17 protein-coding genes and 3 pseudogenes are annotated in these 23,126 nt (G+C 67.3%); 10 read left to right on the top strand and 10 right to left on the bottom strand.

Going from position 1 to position 23,126, the window contains the following annotated elements; all coding sequences use genetic code 11:
- The first annotated feature begins 206 nt into the window (after positions 1-206).
- Positions 207-1,706 carry a ParB/Srx family N-terminal domain-containing protein gene (locus IE219_RS30510; RefSeq protein WP_189983427.1) on the top strand — a complete coding sequence of 500 codons (1,500 nt, stop codon included), beginning with the start codon at positions 207-209 and terminating at the stop codon, positions 1,704-1,706.
- 170 nt (positions 1,707-1,876) lie between these two features.
- Positions 1,877-2,320, top strand: a complete 444-nt coding sequence (locus IE219_RS30515; RefSeq protein ID WP_189983429.1) for a hypothetical protein — start codon at positions 1,877-1,879, stop codon at positions 2,318-2,320.
- Positions 2,321-2,323: 3 nt separating this feature from the next.
- Here IE219_RS30515 and IE219_RS30520 read toward each other — a convergent pair.
- A pseudogene (locus tag IE219_RS30520) lies at positions 2,324-2,509 on the bottom strand (CorA family divalent cation transporter); the annotation flags it as partial.
- A 488-nt stretch (positions 2,510-2,997) separates the two neighbouring features.
- Between IE219_RS30520 and IE219_RS30525 the strand changes: the two are divergent.
- A complete protein-coding gene (locus tag IE219_RS30525) occupies positions 2,998-3,357 on the top strand; it encodes a hypothetical protein (protein WP_189983431.1) in 360 nt (119 codons plus the stop codon).
- Positions 3,358-3,363: 6 nt separating this feature from the next.
- On the opposite strand, the gene IE219_RS30530 is transcribed toward IE219_RS30525, so the two are convergent.
- From IE219_RS30530 to IE219_RS30540, 3 genes are all read right to left on the bottom strand, one after another.
- Positions 3,364-4,041 (bottom strand): transposase family protein, encoded by a 678-nt coding sequence (locus tag IE219_RS30530; RefSeq protein ID WP_189983433.1) that lies wholly within the window; start codon positions 4,039-4,041, stop codon positions 3,364-3,366.
- A 69-nt stretch (positions 4,042-4,110) separates the two neighbouring features.
- Positions 4,111-4,455: a hypothetical protein gene (locus tag IE219_RS30535; protein WP_189983434.1), complete on the bottom strand. Its 345-nt coding sequence runs from the start codon at positions 4,453-4,455 to the stop codon at positions 4,111-4,113.
- 127 nt (positions 4,456-4,582) lie between these two features.
- Positions 4,583-5,140, bottom strand: a complete 558-nt coding sequence (locus IE219_RS30540) for an SMI1/KNR4 family protein (RefSeq protein WP_189983435.1) — start codon at positions 5,138-5,140, stop codon at positions 4,583-4,585.
- Positions 5,141-5,501: 361 nt separating this feature from the next.
- Between IE219_RS30540 and IE219_RS30545 the strand changes: the two genes are divergently transcribed.
- Complete coding sequence (locus IE219_RS30545) at positions 5,502-5,858, top strand: hypothetical protein (protein WP_189983436.1); 357 nt, start codon at positions 5,502-5,504, stop codon at positions 5,856-5,858.
- Here IE219_RS30545 and IE219_RS30550 read toward each other — a convergent pair.
- A protein-coding gene (locus IE219_RS30550; RefSeq protein WP_189983437.1) for an IS5 family transposase occupies positions 5,848-6,668 on the bottom strand; the annotation gives its coding sequence in 2 pieces (ribosomal slippage) (positions 5,848-6,318 and positions 6,321-6,668; 819 coding nt in all). The two genes, IE219_RS30545 and IE219_RS30550, sit on opposite strands and share 11 nt — an antisense overlap.
- Positions 6,669-7,259: 591 nt before the next feature.
- Between IE219_RS30550 and IE219_RS32385 the strand changes: the two are divergent.
- Both IE219_RS32385 and IE219_RS30560 read left to right on the top strand, forming a co-directional pair.
- Positions 7,260-7,744: pseudogene (locus IE219_RS32385) on the top strand (IS5 family transposase); the annotation flags it as partial.
- A gap of 832 nt (positions 7,745-8,576) precedes the next feature.
- Positions 8,577-10,067, top strand: coding sequence for an NF041680 family putative transposase (locus tag IE219_RS30560; protein ID WP_189983439.1), 1,491 nt, complete (start codon positions 8,577-8,579; stop codon positions 10,065-10,067).
- Positions 10,068-10,079: 12 nt separating this feature from the next.
- Here IE219_RS30560 and IE219_RS30565 read toward each other — a convergent pair.
- Positions 10,080-10,457 (bottom strand): annotated as a pseudogene (locus tag IE219_RS30565) (phosphotransferase); the annotation flags it as partial.
- A gap of 58 nt (positions 10,458-10,515) precedes the next feature.
- Between IE219_RS30565 and IE219_RS30570 the strand changes: the two are divergent.
- From IE219_RS30570 to IE219_RS30585, 4 genes are all read left to right on the top strand, one after another.
- A complete protein-coding gene (locus tag IE219_RS30570) occupies positions 10,516-12,084 on the top strand; it encodes a site-specific integrase (RefSeq protein WP_189983453.1) in 1,569 nt (522 codons plus the stop codon).
- Positions 12,085-12,212: 128 nt separating this feature from the next.
- On the top strand, positions 12,213-13,973 hold the full coding sequence (locus IE219_RS30575; protein ID WP_229850232.1) for a hypothetical protein: 1,761 nt from the start codon (positions 12,213-12,215) through the stop codon (positions 13,971-13,973).
- On the top strand, positions 13,970-16,120 hold the full coding sequence (locus IE219_RS30580; RefSeq protein ID WP_189983440.1) for a site-specific integrase: 2,151 nt from the start codon (positions 13,970-13,972) through the stop codon (positions 16,118-16,120). Before IE219_RS30575 ends, IE219_RS30580 begins: the two co-directional genes overlap by 4 nt.
- The gene (locus IE219_RS30585) at positions 16,117-16,557 is read left to right on the top strand and encodes a hypothetical protein (protein ID WP_189983441.1); all 441 of its coding nucleotides are present in this window, start codon (positions 16,117-16,119) and stop codon (positions 16,555-16,557) included. The genes IE219_RS30580 and IE219_RS30585 overlap by 4 nt, the downstream gene beginning before the upstream one ends.
- Positions 16,558-16,614: 57 nt before the next feature.
- Here the strand turns inward: IE219_RS30585 and IE219_RS30590 are convergent, their stop codons facing one another.
- The 4 genes from IE219_RS30590 to IE219_RS30605 all read right to left on the bottom strand — a co-directional run bounded on the left by IE219_RS30590 (position 16,615) and on the right by IE219_RS30605 (position 22,945).
- The gene (locus tag IE219_RS30590) at positions 16,615-17,826 is read right to left on the bottom strand and encodes a response regulator transcription factor (RefSeq protein ID WP_189983442.1); all 1,212 of its coding nucleotides are present in this window, start codon (positions 17,824-17,826) and stop codon (positions 16,615-16,617) included.
- Complete coding sequence (locus IE219_RS30595) at positions 17,823-20,720, bottom strand: ATP-binding protein (protein WP_189983443.1); 2,898 nt, start codon at positions 20,718-20,720, stop codon at positions 17,823-17,825. Before IE219_RS30595 ends, IE219_RS30590 begins: the two co-directional genes overlap by 4 nt.
- Before the next feature lie 510 nt (positions 20,721-21,230).
- Positions 21,231-21,692 (bottom strand): phosphotransferase, encoded by a 462-nt coding sequence (locus IE219_RS30600; protein ID WP_189983445.1) that lies wholly within the window; start codon positions 21,690-21,692, stop codon positions 21,231-21,233.
- A 164-nt stretch (positions 21,693-21,856) separates the two neighbouring features.
- Positions 21,857-22,945 carry a magnesium and cobalt transport protein CorA gene (locus IE219_RS30605; protein WP_229850233.1) on the bottom strand — a complete coding sequence of 363 codons (1,089 nt, stop codon included), beginning with the start codon at positions 22,943-22,945 and terminating at the stop codon, positions 21,857-21,859.
- Between the last annotated feature and the right edge of the window lie 181 nt (positions 22,946-23,126).

Raw genomic sequence — 23,126 nt, forward strand, 5'->3', positions numbered from 1 at the left:
TAGAAATTCGCCCGGTGACGTCCCGGACGCGCCGTCCCCCTCCGCCCCTTCCCGACCGCTTCCCGGCCCCGCCCCGTGACGCCTCCACTGCATCCCCGCGTCACCCCCCGTTCACACCCGCGCCGGAACCGCGTCGCCGGGCCCTGTCATCGTCCGGCCGACGGCACAGGCCGGTCCGCCCCGGGCGGACCAGGAGGAGGAGACGCATGGGCACGGCGAGCAAGAGGCGGATACGGGGCACGGGTCTGGTCGCCGGAGCGCTGGTGGCGGGCACGGTCGCCGCCGCGACGCCGGGCACGGCCGGCGCCGCCGAAGCCGCCCGCTGCGCTCCCGGGCGGACCGCCCCGGCGTACACCTGCGCACAGCCCGGCGACCTGGTCGCCCCCGCCCTGGAGGAACTGCGCCCGACGCAGGCCGTCCTCGGCCACGACGAGGTCTACTACAAGCTCGGCCGCTACCGCTCGGACAAGGACGCGGCGGCCGGCGGCTTCAACAAGCGCTTCGACGACTGGTGCGAGGCCAACGGGCAGGGCGAGGCCGCCTCCGTCCGGCCGGACGCCCGCCTCGACGACCCCTCGACGTTCACCTGCACGGTGCCCCTCGGCCAGGAGACCGAGGAGAGCGTCGAGCCGATGAAGACGGCCGTCGTCGGCCCCGGCGGACAGCTCTACCTCACCGACGGGCACCACACCCTCACCTCCTTCCTGGAGAGCCCCGACGGCGGCCCCCGCGCCCGCGTCCGGCTCCGCGTCACCGACAACTTCAGCGACCTGTCGCCCGCCGCGTTCTGGCAGCGGATGCGCGCCGAGAACAAGGTGTGGCTCCGCGACGCGGACGGCCGCGAGATCACGGTCGGCCGGCTCCCGGAGCGGCTCGGCCTGGCGTCCTTCCAGGACGACCCGTACCGCAGCCTCGTCTACTTCACCCGCGACATCGGCTACGCCGTCCCCGACCACGCGCCGGAGTTCCTGGAGTACCAATGGGGCTCCTGGCTGCGCCCGGAGCTGTCCCTGGACGGCCGGGACCTCGACGACCCCGCCGCGTACCTCGCCCTGGTGAAGGACGCCTCCCGGCGGATGACGGCCCTCGCCCCGGACGCCGTCGTCGCCGACGGCCGCACCGCCGCCCAGCTCGGCCGCCTCGCCGCCTGGAACGACGGAAAGAAGGAGACCGGCGGCGAGTTCGCCAAGCTGGGCCGGCCGCTCACCGACGCCAAGCCCGGCAAGCTCGCCTACGCCCTGGACTTCAAGAAGGACGTGGCCCGCACGCCCGCCTGCACCACCACGCTGACCGGCACCCACAACGGCCCGCTCGTCGTGAACCGGGGCGTCACCTGCCTCGACCGGGCGTCGGTGCGCGGCCCGGTCACCGTCCGCCCCTCGGCGGTCCTCGTCGCCACCGGAGCCCGCGTCGAGGGCCCCGTCCGCGCCGACGGCGCCGCCGGGGTCCAGCTCTGCGGCACCTCGGTCACCGGCCCGCTCGCGGTCACCGGCGCCACCGGCCCGGTCCGCGTCGGCGGCACCGGCTGCACCGGCAACCGGATCACCGGCCCCGTACAGCTCGTGAACAACACCGGCCCCGTCGCCTTCACCGCCAACGAGGTCACCGGCCCCCTCATCTGCTCCGGCAACACCACGGGCGTCGACACCACGCCCCGCCCCAACACGGTCCGGGGCCCCGCCACCGGCCAGTGCGCGCACCACTGACCCGCCCGCCCTGCTGAACGCCCCTGCCCGCCGACGACGACCACCGTCGGCGGGCGGACCCGCGCGACGGATCCGTAGGACACTCGGGCCATGACTCCGCCCTTACGCCAGAGGGCTCGACCGGGTCGCGTCCCTCCTGCTCCTGGGGCCCGCCGCTGCGGACCACCCTCGTGGACACCTGCACCCGGGGCGGAGGCAGGAACCACTTCGACCGGAACGCCCCCAAGCAGCCCGCCCTGCACTGCGTGATGCGGCTGCACCTGTACTTCGTCGTCGACCGCCCCGTCTCCCGGGTCCTCCGAGACCTGCGCTCCATGAGCACCCCCGCCCGGTGGTCAGGGGACTCGATCGACAGCGCGGCGCGGTACTACGAGAGGAAGACGTACGAGACGCCGCACGGCTTTTCCCCGTCGATCGGCTCCCGCCCCGGAGGCGAGACCCTGACGTGGGACGCCCCCGGCGACGCCGCGACGACGAAGGTCCGGGAACCGTCCCCCCGTCACAGGACCGTCCACGCGACCCGCGTCTCCACCCCCGCCGCACTGCGGGAACACGCCGGAACCCTGTACGAGTGGACCCTCGCATCGACCTACCACACGGCGTACCGCACGTAGCCGCTACAGCCAGTCCTTCCGCTTGAAGGCCATGTACAGGCTCGCGCACACGCCTGCCATCAGGACGACGGCGAAGGGGTGGCCGAGGGTCCAGTGGAGTTCCGGCATGGTGTCGAAGTTCATGCCGTAGATGGTGCCGACCAGGGTGGGGGCGAAGAGGATGGCGGCCCAGGCGGAGATCTTCTTGAAGTCGTCGTCCTCAGGGCTCAGAAGGTGATTTGCCGATGGCCAACGGAGCGACTTGAACGGCAGGCAGCCATGGTCGACGAGGTGTCAGTCCCCGGTCTGACCTGTGGCCCGGACGGCGACGCGACGAATCGATCGGGGGTTTGGTGTGGGGCAGCTCTCACGGTAGCCGGTGGTGATCGACAAGAAGATCCCCCTCCTCTTCAGCGTGGCCTCTGATCGGATGACGGGCCTGTGTCCCGTGGGGCTGTCGTGCCGCCCCGCGAGGCTGGGGCCCCGAACGGGGGTGTCGTGACAGACCTACCGGATCCACGGCATGATCTATGCAGGGAGCAGTACGTCGGGGTGGGAAACGGGGGCTGTTCATGGGTGGGGGCTCGCGCGAGAGGGCAACGGGCAGGATCGAATGCGGACCGCTGCCGCCGCGCTCAGTCTGGGGGCTGCGATGCCAGTTCTATCTGCAGTGGATCTATCTTCCCGCAGGTCTTGCCGTGGCTGTAGTCGCATCGCTCTTCGCCGGTGGCGGCGGGACACCGTTGTTCGGCAGCACACCGAAGGGCGTGCCGAAGGATCCGTACGGTGACAGCGTGTTGCTGTCCCGGCGCCAGTACCGGCTCGAACTGAACGGCACCCCCGAGCAGTGGCGGGAGCGTGCGGGCTTCGCCCTGCGGCGAGCTGTCGCACAAGGTTCCCAGGGTCCTGGCGAGACGCTCTCGCTCTCCGTCAGCGCCTACCGTGGGCTGGGGCTTGAGGGCCTTGATGAGCTGGCCCGTGCGCAGGGGTGGCATCTCGATCGGAAACATCTGCAATTCGGGGCGGTGGTCCTCAAGCCGGTGCCTACGCCTCATTGAGGATGTTCAGCGTCGACGCTCCAGGGGGAGGACGGCTGCGGCGATGGCTGTCACGCGGTGGGGGCTGCAGCGGGTTCTGCGGAAGACGCGCCAGGACTTGAGTCGCGCGACGCTTCGTTCGACCGGTGCTCGCGCCGCCGACAGGGCCCGGTTGATCGTCTGCCGGGTCGTGGTGAGGTCCCGGCCGGGGAGCCGTCTGATCGGTGTGGTCACCCAGGAGCCGGCGCCGATGGAGGCGCGGTCGGCGAGGACCGGGACGCCCTGGCGTTCGCAGATGCGGTGGGTGCGGGCGGCGGTCAGGTCGTGGGGGCGGCCGGGTAGTGCGGGTGAGGTCCACAGCAGGTTGCCGGTGGGGTCGGCCATGGCCTGGACGTTCACGCCGTGACGGCGGTGCTTCTGGGAGAAGTCGGCCCGGCTGTCGCCGACCTGGTCGCACTCGGCGAGCGTCCCGTCGAGCAGGACGTGGCCAGGGTCCCTCTCGCGCAGGACCCGCAGCAGGCCCGGCGCCTTCCGGGACAGATGCTCGACGACGGCCGTGACGTAGGCGGTGCCGACGGATATGCCGAAGCCGGCGGCGATCTGCGTGAGCGTGTCGTGTCGGCGAAGGTGGACCAGGCCGACGAGGGCACGCTGGTGGGGCGGCAGCTTGCAGCGGCGGTCACCCTCACAGGTGACGATGAGCATGGGTACCCACTCGACCAGGGCATGAGGCAGGTCGAGCGCGGCAGGATAGGAACCAACAGAGCTTCTGCGTCAATGGGTTGATACTTCGAACACCTCCCTCAACGGCACGGGAGCCCGTGCGTTGCGACCCTCATCCTGACTCGGCCTGAGCCACTCGATCAGTGACCACTCCGAAAGAGCCCAGTGACTCCTTCTACGCTTCCAGCCGTGAACACCGATGATCTTTCTTGGCAGGCCCACCACCCTGCGGCCGCCCGAAGTTCCCTCGGCCGGCTCGACGACGGCGGTGGAGTGGGCGCCGTAAAGACGCGGCCACTGTCCGAAGCGGCTCTCGGCGGCCTCCTCCTGGTTCCAGCGGCCGGTGATCGTCGGCCCTGACGGCGGTTGGAAGCGGAGGGTGAGCAGGAAGGACATGCCGGCGAGCCTGCGCCGCCGCCCTTGCTTCACCGTTTCCCCGGTCCCGGGGCCCGCAGGCCAGTACGGTCCCCTTCACGCACGAGACCGCGCGCACGGACCAGATGCGCAGGTGCCTGACAGGTGCTCACCGGGGGTGGTCTGGGCCGTCCTCGGACTCGGGGTGGTAGCGCAGGGTCGGGCCGGGCCGGTAGCGCCCCAGGAAGGGCGGGCGGTGCGGGCCTTCGACGCAGCTCAGAAGGAAATCAGTGAAGGGGCCAGGGAGCTCGTGCCACTCCCCTTCCTCCGTCTCTACCACCACGCGCCAGTCGTCGGGGTCATCCTCCTCGGGAAGGAAGTAGCACATGAGGCCGTCCCCACCCCCACCCCACTGAATCAGACCGCCTGGGTGCGGATGGAAGGGGAACGGAGCGCGCTCCGGGTCGTCGAGGTGCTGGCGTCCTGACAAGGACCAGATCTGCTCCAGTTCGGCCTGGGTCCCCTCGACCGGGCGGACGAGCCAGAAGAGGTGGTCGAAGGAGCCCGGACCGTACAGGTCGAGGAAGGCCTTGTAGTCCGTCGGCAGGGTCACCCCGAGGTGCTCCTCGGCCGCCTCCCACAGCTGCGGCCGCGCCCAGCCCCAGCACGGCGGCTCACCCAGCAGCTCCCTCAATCGCGCCGCTGCATGGGTCGGTTGGTCGTTCATGAGGGGCACCCTGCCAGACCCCACTGCCAGGGCCTCGCCCCGCCCCCGCGTCAGCCGCGCACGCGGCTCCGGAAACCCGGCAATCCCGTGCGCAGAGACGAACAAGATCCAGGCTCCGGTTCAGTACCGGTGATCTGACCCTTTGTCTATCCACCTACGGGTGGGCACGGACGGTTCTGAACCGTCGACATCTGCTTCGCAAGTTCGCCCGGTCACGCTCCGCCTCGCGGTCGCGCATGAAGCCACGCCCGGCCTGGGCTCCGACGAGCCTCTGCGGGCCCTTAAGGCGTCGTTTCCTTTGGCTGGCTCCTGCTTCCGAACGGCCAGGCGAGTGTCAGTGCGGTGTGGGAGTCTCCGCGGCATGAGTTATGACCTGGCTGTCTGGGAAGGCGAGAGGCCGGCGGATGACAAGACCGCCGGCCAGGTCTTCAGCAACCTGTACGACCGCTACATCGACGGCGAGGTGGAAGAGCCTCCGTCCGAACGCATCGCGGCTTACGTGGCAGTGTTGCTTGAGCGGTGGTGCGACATCACCGAGGACGAGGAGGACACCTCGCCCTGGTCGACCGGTCCGTTGATCGACGAGGCCAGTGGTCCGCTGATCTACTTCGCCATGCGGTGGAGCATGGCGGAGGAGTCGTCGGCCTACGCGGCGGCCGTCGCAAAGTCCATGGGGCTGGTCTGCTTCGACGTGCAGCAGGACCGGCTCAGGCCGTGAGCAGGGACGCCAGTCGGCGGTAGCCGATCAGGGTCGCGGCTATGCCGACGAAGGCGGGGAAGTGTTCGGCTTTGCGTTCGTACCGCCGGTGGAGGCGTCGGCAGCCCGCCAGCCAGGACACGGTTCTCTCGACCACCCAGCGATGCCGGCCCAGCCGCTGCGAGGACTCGACGCCCTTGCGGGCGATGCGGTGGCGGATGCCCTGGTCGCGGAGCCAACGGCACAGGTGGCCGTAGTCGTAGCCCTTGTCCGCGTGCAGCTTCGCCGGCCTCCGACGCCGGGGTCCGCGCCGGGACCGGATGGGCGGGATACCGCGCACGAGCGGCTCCAGGCCCTGGCTGTCATGCATGTTCGCACCTGAGATGCCCAGGGAGAGGGGCAGTCCGTTGCGGTCGCAGATCAGGTGGATCTTCGATCCCGGTTTGCCGCGGTCGGTCGGATTCGGTCCCGTCAGTGGCCCCCTTTTGCGGCCCGCAGGCTGACGGAGTCGATCGCGCACCGTGACCAGTCCAGCTCGCCCCGCGCTCCGAGTTCGTCGAGGATCACGCGGTGGAGCCTGGCCCAGACCCGGTCCCGGCTCCACTGGACGAACCGGCGGTAGACCGTGGGCCAGGCGGGACCGAACACCGGCGGCAGCTGCCGCCAGGTGCAGCCTGAGGTCGCCACGAAGATGATCGCCGCCAGGGCTTCACGGTCACCTGCCCGCCGTCGACCACCGCCCTGCGGACGTACAACCACTGCCGGCGGCACCACCCGCCTGAACAGCATCCACAGCTCGTCCGGAACCAGTCGCTCAACGAGATCCGTCATGCACGACTCAACGAACGATCACGCCATAAGAAACGACGTCTAAGTGCATTGAGGTTGCCGTCACAGACTGCCGTCAGTCTCCTGGGTTCTGTCCGGCCGATCTTGGTCGTGGGAGGATGTCGTCCATGACTTGTATGTGAAGGGGTTGTGCCTCGTAGACCAGCAGCTTTGCTTCGGCCTCGGGGGCGCGGCTGGCGTAGCCCCTGGTTGCGGTATCGCGATGTCCCGGGTCTGTCGGGAGCGGCGAATGCGGCTGTCCGTGTGTTCGAACGGGATCGATCGTCTCCGGGCATCGTGGCGGCGGCGCTGAGCGTGTGGTCCGTGCGTGTCCACGGCACGAGGCGCCGGTGGAGGCCGTGGGAGGAGGAGTACACCTGCTTCTGCTGCGGCGAGGGTTGGGCCCGGGACAAGCTGCAGGAGGCTCTGTTCATGCTTCCACCGAGGGCCGCCGGCGAGCTTCGGGTACAGGTCGAGCGCCTGGACGCGGTGTTCCTCCGGCGCACGCATCACGAGCCGACGGAAGGCCCGGAGTTGGCGTGGTGGCATCGTAGGTGCTGACCGTACCCATGCCGCCCACTGGTTCGTTGGCCCTTGCGTGACTGGTCGGGGGAGCTGACAGAGGCGGAGTGGCGACGTCTGAAGCCGCTCCTGCCCACGGGTGACAACCGCTGTGGGCGGTGGCGCGACCACCGTCAGGTGATCAACGGCATCCTGCACCGGGTGCGAACCGGGGCGCAGTGGCGTGACCTACCCGAACGCTACGGGCCGTGGAAGACCGTCTACGAGCGCCACCGGCGCTGGTCGGCCGACGGAACCTGGGAACGACTACTCCAGCAGGCGCAGGCCCAGGCCGAAGCCTCCGACGGGATCGACTGGGACGTCTCGGTTGATTCCGCCTCGATCCACGCCCACCAGCATGCGGCCGACGTACGGAAAGCTCCGCCGCCTCCTGCGTCAGAAGGGGCGGCCGCGATGGAACAACCAGAGCGAAAGGTCGGGGTGAGACTGTGCGTCCGCCTGGCGGAGGTGGTGCAGGAGGTGAGGCGCTCGATCGTTCCCGAGGAGGCGTCACCACCGCAGCAACCATCATCTGGCTCCGAACATGATCGGCGGGACAGAGCCTAGGGGGAGAGCCGAGTCCGACTACGCCGCACGCCAAGGACCGTTGCCGGACACCTCCACGCCAAGCCTCGTCGATGACGTTCCGGATTCACAAGGCGGTCACCCCATCAGCGTGACCAGAACTGGCGAATCGTCAGGGCGATTTGTGCTGCACAGCCTTCGGGACTCGGCTGATCTGTGATCGGACTTTCGTGGTTGATCGTTGAGGGCCGCCTCTGGGCCCCTGTGCGCGACCCGGAGACGGCTCGGCGCACTAGGCACGGTCTAAGCTTGTTCTTTATCTTCGGCGGTCTGTGGCTGGGTAGGGCGGGCCCATGAAGGCGTCAAGCTCTTCGATGATCTTGCGGAGTTCGCGGGCTCCGCGAGGCGACATTGCTCGGATCACGCCGTCGAGTAGGGCACGGCCTTCGAGAGGGTCGCCGCAGCAGTACCAGTGCACGTTGCCGAACTCGTCGTCGTGCCAGAGCTCGCGCTCCGGGCGATGGACGTAGTCCTTCCAGAGGCGCAAAGCCGCGCTGGTGTCTCCCGGCTGGAGGTAGTTCCGCGTGCGTTCAAGGCGAACGATCTCGGACAGCGCTCGCGAGGAGAGGCGGTCGATGACCGGCCTTGAGTTCTGTGACTGGTGCCGGTCCGGGATTCCGGCCCGGATGCGTCCTGGCCGTCTACGCGGCATGGACCTTTCGGTTGGTCGTCATGCCGTACATGGTGCCACGATCTCGAACGGTGTCTCGAACGGGTTCGCTCGCCTGGGGATTCACCGGACGTGGGGGCGGCCCTCGTCTGATCATGTGCTCCGACCAAGGAGTACACGTGACCACGACGAAGGCCGCGAGGGTGAGTCTGCTGGACCACGATGTCCGGAGGGAAGCGTTCGCGGAAGCGTCACGCTTCCGGGGAGAGTTCTACGAGTGTCTGACCGTCCGGCGTGACGAACTGTTCGAGCTGACGGATGTCCTGCTGTGCGTCGACGGGCCGGTGGTCTCGCCGGTGGACCTGACGCTGGTGCCCGAGCACCGTCGTGCGCACGGAGCGTTGTACGGAGCCCTCAACCACGGCCGGATCGGCACCGAGCGGTTGCGGACGGTGCTGGCCGGGCTGCCGTTGCCGCGGTTCGAGGGCGGGCGTCTGGTCCTGGCGGTCGATGTGTCGCCGTGGTTGCGGTCGGACGCGCCGTGCTCGGCTGACCGGCTGTTCTGCCACGTCTACGGGCGGGCGAAGTCCGCGTCGCAGTTCATCCCGGGCTGGCCGTACTCCTTCGTCGCCGTTCTGGAGCCTGGTGCCACTTCGTGGACCGGGATCCTGGACGTGGTCCGGCTCGGGCCCGAGGACGACGCGACCGCGGTCACCACCGCCCAGCTGAGGGCCGTGGCTGAACGGCTCGTCGCGGCCGGCCAGCGGACGCCCGGAGACCCGGACATCACGATCGTCATGGACGCCGGCTACGACGTCACCCGCCTGGCCTGGGTGCTGCGGGATCTCCCCGTCGAGCTGGTCGGGCGGATCCGCTCCGACCGGGTGATGCGTCTGCCGAAGCCACCGAGGATGCACGGCGTCAATGGCCGGCCGCCCAAGCACGGGCCGGAGTTCCGTTTCGCCAAGCCCGAGACCTGGCCCGCCCCTACGATCATCACGGCCACCGCCACGGTGAACTACGGCAAGGCCGAAGCCCCGGCGTGGGACCGGGTTCACCTGCGGCTGACCCACCGCTCGGCCTGGCTGGAGCACGACGGTGAACTTCCCATCGTCGAGGGCACCCTGGTCCGATTGAAGGTCGAGCACCTGTCAAAAGAACGAGAAGCCCCGCCGGTGTGGTTGTGGTCCTCAACGACCGGCACCGCCCCGGGAGACGTGGACCTGTGGTGGCAGGTGTTCCTCAGGAGATTCGATCTGGAGCACACGTTCCGTTTCGGGAAACAGACGCTCGGCTGGACTACTCCTAAGGTCCGCACTCCCGAGGCGGCGGACCGCTGGACCTGGCTCTTGGTCGTCGCCCACACCCAACTCCGCCTCGCTCGGCCCCTCGCCGCAGACCTCCGCCGGCCCTGGGAGAAGCCGGCCGAGCCCGAACGCCTCACCCCGGCCCGGGTCCGCCGAGGGTTCAGGAACATCCGCGCGCACCTGCTCTGCCCGGCCCGTGTTCCTCGACCGACCGGAATCGGGCCCGGACGCCCCCTCGGCTCGAAGAACCGGCGACCCGCCACCCGCTACGACGTTGGCAAGACCGTCAAACGCCCCGAGACCCTCAAGGCCATCGGCAAACCTGGAAGATCTTGGTAGATAAAGAACAAGCTAAGGAGCGTTGCCGAACGCCCGCTCCACCTCGTCGAGCCGCTCCGTCCACCAGTGAAGGAGCGCCTCGTCGGCGATGAACAGGCTGTCGTAGGAGTGATCGCCCCGGGCGTAGTGGAATTCGAGCTGCCAGAAGTCCGTCATCCGCTTCCACCACGGGCGGCGTGCGGCGTCGAGCAGCGCGGCCGGCTCCAGCGGGATCACCGACCGGTAGCCGCTCACGAAGGCCGCCACCCGCTCCAGGTCGAAGACGCCCTCCACCCCGAACTGCACCTGCGCCGTCCGGACGACCTCCTCGGCGTACGGGCGGACGCCCAGCCGGTCCCAGTCCAGGACGGCCGTCAGCTCGCCGTCGGCCCAGAGGAGGTTCCGGTACTTTCACTAGGCTTCCCAGAGTTGTCGGGTAATCGGCTCATGACTCGCACTTGGGGAAGTGATGTGGGATCGCTGGAGTGTCGAGTTCTACGACTTTTTGAAGCCGCCGCCGTCCTTGGGTGAGGGCATGCTCGGAGGGTTCGGTGATCTGCACGACCGGGCGGCGAGGAATGGAGCTCAGCATGGCACGCCGGTCCTTGTCACTGTCTCGGGCTTTGCCGATCCAGGCGTGAATCTGTTCTTTCGCGTCTCGCCGATGAAGGGGCGTGGGGCTCGGACTTGGAAGCGGTACGCGTACACGCTGGTCGTGTGGTTGAACTTCCTGCGGGTGTTCGGCAAGGGCTGGCGGGAGGCGACGGCGCGGGACGTGGAGGCGTTCAAGGACTGGCGCCTGACCGATGTACGCAATGACGACCGGATCAAGGCGGTCAGTTTCGACACGGACCGTGCCGCTCTGAACACCTTCTACACCTGGGCGTGGGGGAAGTACGGCGTCCAGAACCCTGTGTCCGGGGTCGCTCTGGCGTCGAGCTCCGGTGGCCGTTCTAGACAGGGGGTCGGCCCTGGGGGAGAGCGGCGCGATGGGTTCCGGCCAGCGGGTTCTCGTGGCCGTCAGGTGAAGTGGATGCTGCGTGCGCCCTTCGAGCAGTGGCGGGACATCGGTCTGCGCGGCTACGGCTTCGATGGGTTGCGCAGGGCCGGCTGGTCGGGGCCGAACGAGGACCGGGACGCGGTCTTCGTCGACGGGTTGTACGGCACGGGGCTGCGCCTTCAGGAGTGGGGGAGCGTCCTGGATGTGGAGATTCCGCGTTCCGCTGGAGGCCGTCTTCCACGGGCCTGGTTGGCGGCGGCGTGCGTGAAGGGCGCCAAGGAGGGGCGATGGTACCGAATACCGAGGGCGGTACTGCGGGAGATCGAGGGCTACGCCGACCCGCTGGAGGGTTCCCGGACGCAGGCGGTACGCCGAGCTCAACGGCGAGGGACCTACGAAAGGATCTCGTACAAGCGGGTGGTCCGTGGCTACAACGCCCGAAACCGGCTGCTGTATCTGGAGAGCGGGGGATCGCTCTCGGTAGACGTACTGGGCCCCGACGAGCGCCGTCTGCTGTTCCGGCGCACCGCGTCCGGGCTGGAGCCGCTGGCCCTGTGGCTGTCGCCGAACGGGATGCCAAAGAAGTTCGAGGGCTGGGAGGACACGTTCACCGCCGCCAACGAGCGGATCCAGCGGGTCTGGGCGCAGGCGGGCGGGGAGGGGCTCGTGCCGTTGTGGTGCCGCCCGCACATGTGCCGGCACTCTTTCGCCCTGAAGTGGTATTCGCTGCTCTCGACGGTGTGGCAGCCCCAGCTGGATGGGTTCACCGAGCAGGAACTCCTGGACATCCGGGAGATGTTCGGCGGCGTGTGGTACGCGCTGTCCCTCATGTTGGGTCACGTCGATCCGTCCACAACGCGGGAGACGTACCTGGAGCCGTTCACCGCACTGCAGGTCGACTACTTGATGGAGTTGCTGGACAGCGAGGAGACCCAAGCGGTCGAAGTGCTGATCCGCACCGTGGCGGAGCAGGGTGGACGGACGCTGACCGGCGTCGCTCGTCCGGGCGCCCATGTTCAGATGGGGGGCCGGGCGTGAGCGGGGGAGGGCGCGGCGGGCGCCAGGCGGGCATGCCGCCGTGCGACTGGCAGCCCCCGGAGCGGCTGCTGGAGGCATCGGGGGGTACCGCGGTACGCGTCATCGAGGAGTCCGGCGACCGCTCGCGGGTGTTCGACTTCGCCAACATCCAAGACTCCAAGGGGAAGCGGGTCGTGATTGAAGAGGGCCTGCAACGCTGGTTCGCCTCCGCCTTCGCGGAACGTACCTCGCCGCGTTCGGGCGTGAAGCGGGTGAGAGGGGCCGAGAGCCTCTACGCGGTACTGTCCTGGCTCGCCCGCTACTTCTCCGTCCAGAGCCCAACCGTCCGGGGGCCGGGCGACGTCACCGAGGCGCACGTGCTGGAGCTGTGGACGCACACGGAAGGACGAAACGCCGCCTCGCAACGCACCCACCTTCATCGGCTCCGGCAGCTGTGGCGTGATGACAAGAAGCTGTCGAAGGAGGTGCGAGACGCTCTGTACAAGGAGCGGATGCCGGAGGTGACGGAGCTTTCCGACGTCCCGGAGTACGACGACGCCATGCAGCGGATCATGGTCGCCCTGCGGCACGACATTCGGGTGGCGCGGGACCGCATCCGGTCCGGCCAGGATCTCCTGGCCCGCTTCCGAGCCGGACAGGTCGGATCCGGGCATCCAGACCACGAGCTCGGCATGCTGCTGGACGTCTTCGAGCGCACAGGTGATCTTCCGCGGGTGCCTGGAGGCACCATGGTGAGCGTGGTGTGGAAGCTGGGAGGGTCCAAGGTGATCACTCGGCGGTTGTGCCTTACCTCGCGGGAGTTGACGGCGTTCGGCCTGTTGCTGACGGCATTGACCGCGGAGAACTTCGGCACGGTGGCGGCCTGGCCCGCCGCGCACTACCGGCCGGATGGTGGAGTCGAGGGAGTTCCCCAGGTCGCGCTGATCGAGGCATCCAAGCCCCGGCGTGGCCCGGAGCGCGAGCACATGGTGACACCTGTGGAAGATGTGCCGGAAGAACTGGCCGATCTGCTGATCGCCGATGATCCAGAACACCGGCTGTTTCGTTCACCGCTACGGGTCTACCAGCTGCTGTTGGACCTGACTCAGCTCGCCCGGCGCCACGGCGGCCACAGCTCGGCCTTCGCCGGATTCCGGACGCAGACATCCGGAGCGAAACGCTGGACGCGGGGGGCCGACGCCAAGAACATCGCCCGATGGTCCGTACAGCACGGATTTCCTACCAAGGAGCCCACGAAGGACGGGGTCGAGCCGGTGGAGTCGCGGCGACTGCGGCAGACCGGAATCGAGCGCAAGCGGCGCCCGGTGGCCCATAGCCGGTCCACCATGAACGATCACTACCTCGCCCGCAGCAAGGACATCGCCACCCAGTCCCGCGTCGTCGTCGCGGACGCACTGCGCTCCCAAGTAGCCGCTGCCCGCAAGCGACGCAGTATCGCCGTACTGCCGGCCGCGCTGGTTGCCCGGGCGGCGTCCGACCTAGAGGGCACCGCCCGGGACGCTGACCTGGATCCCGCGGTCCTTCAACGCCTGGTCTCCGGTGAACAGGACACCGTGCTGACGGGGTGCACCGACCACCTCAACAGCCCTGGAGCCCCACCGGGTCAACCCTGCGCAGAATCGTTCTTGGCCTGCCTGGGATGCGAGAACGCCCGCGCACTGCCCCACCAACTCCCCCTGCAAATAGCGGCCCTGGATCAAATGAGCATCCTGAAGGTTCACACCGACGTGGCGACGTGGAACGCGAGACACGCGGTGCACCATGAGCGACTCGAGGACCTGGTGGGGCAGTACCACCAGTCCGAGCAGGACCAGGCACGCCGCCGGCTCACCGGGCGCCAGTCAGAAATGATCAACGACCTGATGGCCGGACGGATGGACCTGCGATGACCACGGCCAATGACGCTGCCGCTACCCTGCCGGCGCTGCTGAACGAACTTGCGGACAGGGACGTCCTCCATACCCGGTCTCTGCGGCACGGAACCGACCCCGCGGCACTGTCCAGGGTCAGGGATCGCGCCTGGTCACTGGCGGAAGCCCAGCCGGACCAGCACCTCGAATCGATCACACTCCACTGGCCGACGTATCCGAACCTGCTGGAGCACGACTTCAAGGTCTTTATCCTGGCAACCCTCGACAGGCCGTACCCGCCCGCCCTGGGCAGGTACACGGGGATCGACCAGGCGAGCATCTCCACGGTGCACCTGTGGTTCAAGCGCCTGCGCGTCTTTGCGACCTGGCTGCGGCATCGCGGCATCGATCGGCTCTACGAAGTGAACGACCGCGATCTCGACCAGTATCTGGATCATGTCCGGTCCATACAGGCCAGTACGAGCACACGCCGCCAACTCTTCAGCGCCGTTCGGGCCGTGTGGGCCTATGCGCAGTATTTGCCTCCGGAATGCCGTATGTCCGTTGCGGAGCCGTGGCAGGGACGCTCTCCGGGCGAGCTCGCGGAGGACATCCAGACCGGCCGCGGCAACAAGACCGCGAGGATCGCGGTGGACACGATGATCCCCCTGCTGGACTGGGCCCTGCGGATCGTCGAAGACATCGGCCCGGATGTCCGTGATGCCTGGCGAGAATTCCGTCAGCTGTACACCGGAACCCATCCCGGGCAGGCGCGGTTCGCCGGACTGCCACGCGCCGAGCGGATGAACCTCTTCCTCCGGGACGCACACCGCACAGGCGTCGCGCTGCCAGGCGACCCCGAGAGCCCTGGCGCGATTGACTACAAGTACTTGGCCTGCCTCCTCGGGCTTCCCGTGGCGTCCAATTCCATCGGCCTCGGGCTCCGTTCGATCGCCGAAGCCTCCGAAGCCTCCGGAGTTCCGGTGGCCGGGGACTTCTTCATCGGTAGTGTCGCTGGTCAGGTCGACGGGCGCCCGTGGAGGGGCAAGCCGATCACCGCGTCCGAACTCCCCGAACTCGTCTGGGTGGTGACGGCGGCATGTTTCGTCATCGTGTCCTATCTATCCGGTATGCGCCCCGGGGAAGTGTCCAATCTCCGCCGCGGCTGCCGTGCGGAGGATCCCGATTCCGGGGAGCTGCTGCTGCTCGGGCACCGTGGCAAAGGTCACGACCGCACCGCGGCCGAGTCGCGCAGGCCGGCCAGCCGCCCTTGGGCGGTCGTCCGCCCCGTGCATCAATCCATCGACCTGCTGGAGACGCTTCACGCAACCGACATGCTTTTCCCGACCCGCCTGCCCGGAGGCAGCGGCCGCAGGAGTCGAATGGGCGCTATGACGTGGGGATCCAGCAAGGTCATCCGTGAGCTGCAGAGGCTCCAGGACTGGGTGAACTCCACCTTCACCCCCGCCGATGGGACAGTGGCGATTCCTCCAGATCCCATCAAGCACCTGCACGGGTCGCGCTTCCGCCGAACCCTCGCGTACTTCATCGTGCGCCGCCCTCGCGGCCTCATTGCCGCCGCTCTTCAGTACGGCCATCTCAGGACGAAGGTCACTCTGAATTACGCCGCCCAAGGCGACGATTCCTGGCTGGACGACGTCGCGGTGGAGCGTCTGGAGATGGCCCTCGAGCAGTCCGAGGACGACTGGACTCGTCTGGATGAGGACAACGAGCAGGTCAGCGGGCCGGCCGCAGCCGAGTACCGACGCCGGTCTGCTGGCGCTGCGGCCTTCCTCGGCCGCACCGTACGCGCGCAGGCCAGCGTCAAGCGACTCCTTGAGCAAAGCGACACCGACATCCACCACGGCGAAGCCATGACCTGCGTCCATCGAGCCGAAACCGCCGAGTGCCGGAAGGAGAAGCTGCTGCTGGGACTACCCGCCGATGATGGGCCCGACGAATCGCTGTGCCACAGCAGTTGCGCCAACCTCGCTTACACCGACCGGGACATCGCCGAACACCGCAGGCGACTGCCCATCCTGGAAAATGAGGCCCGTGACCCGATGACGCCACGTCCGCGTCGGGACCGAGCCGCCGCGAAGGCGGCGCAGATCTGCGTAGTGATCGAGCTGCACGAGGCGTCACGCCTGGAAGTCACACACATGGAAGGAGGCCGGGTCGCATGACACGAAGGAACCGAGACCGGGAAGCCGAACGTCAGGACATACGCGCCGCGGCAGAACGCCTTCTGGCCGGGACACCCCTGCGCTCGTCTGTCGGAAAGCTCACGGGGACCGAGCTGATCGCCGAGTGCGGGCTCCGGCGCGACGTCGTCTATGGCGATCACAAAGAGCTCGTGGAAGAGTTCCGGGCACGGGCCAAGGCGCAGAACTTCACCCCGCAGGTCGTCCAGGACATGGCCGATGAGAACACCGCGCTGCGCGAAGCCCTGACGAAGATCAAGACGGGTCTCGCGGCAGTGCGCGAACGGGTTCGCGCACTGGTGCGCGCTGCCACCGAGCTGTCTCTGGAGCTGGAGCAGACCCGGGAAGAGCTCGCAGCGGCTCAGCAGGTCACCCGGCTTCCGGGACCCAGAGGAACTGGACGAATTCCCGAACGTTAAACCTGACAGCCGACTTGCCTAATGAATTGAGGGCAGGCAGCGCCACGAACTTCCGGCTCATGCCTGGCCAGCCCACGCAGTAGCGGCCGGCCATGCGACAACGGGGTGGGATGCAGCACCGTGCCCCTCGGCAATGTTCACGCGGGAAAACTTGATGACCGAGGCCGGTCCCAACCTGCCCTTACCCCGAACGAAGCCGTTGAACTGGAGGCAGTGGACGCTACCGGATGGCTCAGCGACTGCGGAAACCATAAGCGGGCTGAGGGGAATGGGCTCGACATCCTTGTCGACGAGCAGTACTGCTCCGTTGACGATAGGAATGTTGGTGAGTATCTCAACCGGGCTAGGATTTCCGGTTCCATGAAGATTAAGAGCTTCAACCGCGTACATTTCGCCGTCATATTTCATCGATTTGGCGACAATCAATTCGCCAGTACGGGACGAGATCATCCGGTGCGCGACACGGCGAAGAAATGAATCAAGGCGCCCCAAATCTTCAGGGCTCGGATCAGCAGTGTCGTGGAAAATGCCATTTCGGATAGGTATGAAATTCTGGACGGTCTGGCGTGCCCCGGAGTCGGGAGCGATACACGAAAGGAGGCGCCTGAACGCGCTGCTGGCACTGGGGCTACCGGCCAGCGCCGTACAGACGTTGAACCACGTTCCCATGGCCGGCGCGGCGAGCTTGTCGAGAGTGATTCCAGGCAGGACGAACGGCGGCGTGCTGGAGAGACCGACGACTGCTGCGAAGCGCAGTAACGACTCCAGGGCGTGAAGTCCCTCCGTGAGCTGCTTTTCAGAGTCTGTGGTTCGGATATAGCGAGCAAGGCGCGAGGCGATCGGCGTGGGCAGGTGCTCGCTTGCGATGGTCAGGGATTGCTTGTGGCGGTCAGCGAGGATCGTGGTTGCCCGGTCGAGTAGCTCCCGGTCGGCGACGTCCTTGAAGATCCAGTCGGTAGCTCCGAGGCGCATAGCCTGGATGATCTGTTGCGTGGCGCCCTCGCCGGAGAGGACAAGGGTAGGAATGCGCGAGCCTTCGGCGTGAAGCTGCTTCAGTAGCCACAGGCCGCCCCATTCTTCAGGGGGCATCTTCATGTCGATCACGACGAGGTCAAAGGGCTGTGCGGCAAGTGCGTCACGTGCTGCCTGGCCATCCTCGACGAAGGTGAGCCGTGCCTTGGCTCGTCGCAGGGGATTGCACAGGGTTCTCGCGACATCAGTCTGGTCGTCTGCTACCAGGATTTGGATATCTGCGAGGGGGTGGGTCACGTTGTCTCCTGGTTCGGGGCAGGGGCGATGGGGAGGGTGATGAGCCACGCGGTACCGGAGTGCACCTGGAGAGCAGTGAGGTGGCCTCCAGCGCGCGCCAGGAGCGAACGGGCTCCGAGAAGGCCGAGGCCGTTTCCTCCGGGTTTAGTACTGCGGATGCGTTCGCCAGATTCGAGGGCTGCGAGAACATCAGGAGGGAGGCCGGGGCCGGAGTCGGAAACGTCGATTACGGCTTCATTGGCGTCCGCAGTCCAGTCCAGGGTCATCGCGCCGCCATCGTGCATTGCCTCTATCGCGTTGCCTACCAGATTGTCCAGGATCGCGCGGAGAGTCCGTTCTCCTAGGGCTACGCGGGCTGTACTCCGGGCATCAGGGACCGAGAGGGAGATCGTTTGGGGCAGCCGGGGAAGCAGGGCGGCGGCGTAAGAGCGGAGGAAAGAGCCCAGTTCGGTACTCAACTCGTCATCGTGGCCGGACATGGCCGTGGATGCCTTGAGTCGGACCGCGAGGGACTGGGCTTGGTCTAGGTGCCGACTGGCCGCCAATTGGTGTTCGCGGTGCGCGGTACGTGTCGTGGCGGGCGCGGAAGCGGCTGTCCGAGCGGCGGTGACCTGATTCTTCAGGTCGTGGAGGAGGCCCGCGATACTGGCTCGGTACGGCTCGGTTTTGGGTTGAAGGGCGGCGAGCGCAGCGCGGGCTATAGGTCCAGGAGCCGACGGAGTGTGTGCTGTAGCGACGGTCGCCTCGATGCCGAGTACAGAGGTTTCGAGAGTGACTGTCCTGGTCGCACCGGCCCAGAGGGCACAGGTCTCGTCGAGTTCCGCCTGTTGTGCCTCATCGAGGGCTGCGGCGAACCGGAGTTTTACGGGTATGTAACTGAGCATTTGGACACTCGCCTTGCCTCTCACTCTGAGTAGAGCGTTGGCGAGCCCATCGAGGACAGCCCGTTCGCGGCCGGTGAGAGTGGTATCGATTCCTTTTTCTCCAATGAGGACATCGAGTCGCCCGCGATGCAGGACCGCCCATGCCTCGACAAGTTCTCGAACACTGGTGTCGGGGTCATCGGTACCCATGCAGCGGCAGATGTCGCAGAGCCGGGCCAGTCGGTCGAAGTCCTCGCGGGTCAGGGACTCGGGATCTTGGAGTCGTTCAATGCGTCTTACGACGTGGGTGAGCTCGACATCGACGCTTCGGGACTGATCGTCTGCCAACTCGGCGTCGCGGGCGGCGCGAAACACCGTCTCGAACCTACCGATCCGATCGTCCAAGTTCATGGCACGGGTCATGAGCTGATCAGCTTCCGTGGCCCACTCGAGGAAGGCTTCGGGAGATGCTGCCCACTGGAGGCCAAACAGTTGCCCGGATATCCACCGTTGAAGAGGAATGGTAGTACTCGTGAGCGCTGCCGCCTGGTGGGCCAACATGAAGCGGGCCAGAGACTGGTCCTCCGCAGACGCGGACGTCATTGCCTTTGCTGGTCGGCGTTCGGCGAGGCGATCCAAGACGTCGAGGACTACCTCACTGGCATTATGCCGCGCGGCTGTCTTCGATGGACCTGGCGCGCCTTCCCTTGCCTTGACGCTGATAGTCAACGAGGGGCTTGTCAGCACGGCTGTGGCGCGGCGTTGCTTCAGGTGGTCCGGCCCGTACTCACGAAAGGTGTAGTCGATCTGGAGCTTCATGCTGCTGGCGAGAATCCCGAGCACGGTCGAGGGATCATGCTCAGCGTCAGGCATGATCGTCCGCCACAGCGGAGCCCACTCCTGAGGCCAGTCGTGAGCGAGTGATGGTGGGAAATTCTTTGCGACGTAGACAGCGCCGATCACCGCTTGGAAGGCGTTCGATCCCACCTCAACAGGTATTCCCTTGCTGGCCTGTCCGATACCCAGGAGGAGAGCTTGCGCCAGCCCTGTCTGGCGCAGCGCAGAGTCGAACGCGGTGTTAGGCACGCTGCTGGTGATGACTGATTCGGGTGGTGAGAGAACCGCCCTCCGCGACCGGACGAGGAGATACTCAAAAGAGAAGGCTTGGGAGCCCATGAAGCTGAGCGCTTGGTTGTCTTGCTGATGGAGTGGCGCCAACAGTCTTCGCTGCTCATAGGTCCAGGAAGCGTGGGCCAGTGCCTGGCCAAGTAACGGGCGGGCGATAGGAGGAAGGGAGAAAAGATCCTGGAGCCGCTGCACGGCTGCCAAGTGGGCTTCTGAGCCTGGGATCTCTCCGAGCACCGGGCGAGGGGCCGACCGGGCTGCGGCTTCTTCCAGAGCAGAGGGTATGTGCCTTGCGAGGAAGTCAAGAGCTGCGTTGCGAGCCGCTGTCTTCCTGCTGTTGCCCTGTGCAGTACCTTGCCGACCTCTACTGTCCGTCGCAACAGCCGTGAAGACTAGAGCGTGATCAGGACCTTCGCTGTTGATCTCGTAGCTGGCCGGCTCCATGGTGCTGCGGCGAAGGAGAACGTCAAGCATGGTCCTCGGGTCGGCGAGCACCTCCGATCTCGCCACGTTCCCCGCAAGACCTTCTAGGAGCTTGCTGGCCACATGCTGCTCATCGAGGAGGCAGAGGACGCCGAGCAACTGCCGAAACAAAGCGCCTGTGACTCCCGGCGGGAGTGGCTTTCCAAGTAGGCCAGCGCTGACCCGACACGAGAGAAGCAGCCAGGTTTGCTTGGCTGCCCATTCCGGGATCTTAGGAGGGACGGTGCTTGTGTGCTTGCTCAGCGCACCGGCCGTCAGCGACGGCAACTCCTGATAGGCCCGTACTGCACCAAGCCGCCTCGCGAAAGCGTCGCCGAGCGTGGCGAGAGTGTCCAACAGCCCTCGTGTCACGCCCGGAAGGACATCCTGATGCTCGTAGACGAAGGAGATATGCGTCAGCGCGACCGTCAGCGCACGCCTCACGCCTCCAGATGGCGGGCGGAATCCGCAGTCCTGAAGGTGCGTCAAGGCCGGAGAGATATCGTGCGCGCGGTCGGCCACACTCCGCTCAAGCACACCGAGCGAAGATCCGGTTGAGTCCCGGCGAGAGCTCGACGCCATCTATCCCCCACGAACACCTGCTGATCCGAAAGAACGCCTCGACACTACCTGGGGCACGCTGGAAGGGTGGTCGAGATCGACCATGTCACGCTCATCTCAGTCGCCCACCCCTTCTGCGCCCGGCAACGAGGAGCCCAAGCCCCCCAAGGCGCGGCGCCAGCCTGAGGCTCTACCAGGTCGTCCGCGAGCTCCGAAGCCTCCTCGCTCTCTGGGTCGACGCTGCCTCACCTGCCACCGCAACGTAGCTACGCCCGCAGTAACCCGACCAGATGCTGCAAGGGCGACAACGCCAAACCCGACAAGCGACTTGCCTAGTGAATGAGCTGGAAATCGCCGTGCGTCCAGCCGTACGGTCCTGCGGGAACGTCTCCTTCAGGGCGCAGGGCCGCGTACTCGGCGAGCAGCACCTGACGCTTGGCGAAGGGCGTCCAGCGCTGCCCCGTCGAAGGCGTCGCCCGTACCGTGGGTCCGTGCAGTAGCGGCGAGCTGGTCGGCCTTCTCCGATGTCCGTTCAGGCGTGACGACGTCCGCGGTGAGGCCCCCGGTCTCGGCGGCGTGCCCGAGCGCCAGGTGGAGCTTGGCGAGGACCACGCCGAGCCGCCGCACCTGCACGTGGGGGAGGTCCACGCCACGAACGTGCGCTCCTCGTGCCCAGGGGAACAGGCAGTACCCGCTCCCATCGACCTCGACCACGATCCCACCCGATGAGCCCACCACAGGGACGATCACCGGAATGCCGGCCTCAGCCAGGGCCGGCAACACGGCAAGATTGCGGCGCAACCTGTCGAGCGGCACATCCGTGACCCGCTTGAGAGCGAAGATCCCTCTCCACATGCGCGTTGGCCACCTAGGCGACGAGACGAGAGCAGGGCGTTCAGGCGCACAAGGATCACCGCACGACACCGGACGTCCGTGGCCTGGTCGACGCTCGTACGCGGACACCGTGCCCTCCCGGATGTGCGCGGTCGTGGAATCGGGTGCGTGGTCCCAGAGCCCCGCTACAGCCAGTCCTTCCGCTTGAAGACCATGTACAGGCTCGCGCACACGCCCGCCATCAGGACGACGGCGAAGGGGTAGCCGAGGGTCCAGTGGAGTTCCGGCATGGTGTCGAAGTTCATGCCGTAGATGGTGCCGACCAGGGTGGGGGCGAAGAGGATGGCGGCCCAGGCGGAGATCTTCTTGACCTCTTCGTTCTGTTCGAAGCCGGCTTCCGCGAGGGCGCGCATCTCGGCGTTCTGCTGCTGGGTGACCAGGGTCGCGTTGACCGTCAGGATCTCGGTGAGGGCCTGGCGGAAGCCGTCGACGCGTTCGCTGATGTGGGTCACGTGGTCGGCGACGTCGCGGAGGTAGCGCTGGAGTTCCTCGTCGGTGCCGTACTTGGCGAAGCCGGCCATCAGGCCGTGCAGCATGCCGACGAGGGGGCGGGTGGCGCGCTGGAACTCGACCATCTCGCGGGAGAGTTCGTAGATGCGGCGGGAGACGGACGGGTCGCCGCCGAAGACCTCGGTCTCGATCTCGTCGACGTCGTTCTGGACGCCGGCCACGACCGGGGCGTAGCCGTCGACGACCGCGTCGAGGATCGCGTACAGGACGGCCTCCGGGCCCAGGGCGAGGAGGTCCGGGTCCTCCTCCATGCGGCGGCGGACCGCCGTGAGGTCGGGGGCGGCGCCGTGCCGGACGGTGATGAGGAAGTCGGGGCCGACGAAGACGTGCAGTTCGCCGAAGTCGACCTCCTCCGGGGCGTCCAGGTAGCGGGCGGCGCGCAGGACGACGAAGAGGGTGTCGCCGTACCGCTCCAGTTTGGGGCGCTGGTGGGCCTCCAGGGCGTCCTCGACGGCGAGTTCGTGGAGGTCGAACTCGGCGGCCAGGGAGTGCAGTTCCTGTGCGGTCGGGCGCTGGAGGCCGATCCACGCCATGCCGTCGGGGTCCGCGCGCAGCTGCCGGTACGTCTCCGCCAGCGTGGCCGGCGAGGAGACCTTCCGGCCGCCCCGGTACAGGGTCGCCCGCACCACGCTCGGGCCTCCGGCGGCGGGCGGGGGAGCGGGCGGCGGTTCGGGGCGGCGGCGGGCCGGGCGGTGGTCGGGCACGGGCGCCCCTCTCGGGCCGGCCGGCGGGCGGGTCCTTTCCCGCCCGCGAGGGACGACCAGGATATAGGGACATAAAGGGATGATTCTTCTTTGGTGGGCTAGGCAGTGTCTTCAAATGATTACCGCTGGTGGATCATGGTGCTGTGATACGTCGCCATGAACTGTCGGATGCCGAGTGGGA

This window comes from Streptomyces termitum (genome assembly GCF_014650175.1).
GTDB classification, from domain to species: domain Bacteria; phylum Actinomycetota; class Actinomycetes; order Streptomycetales; family Streptomycetaceae; genus Streptomyces; species Streptomyces termitum.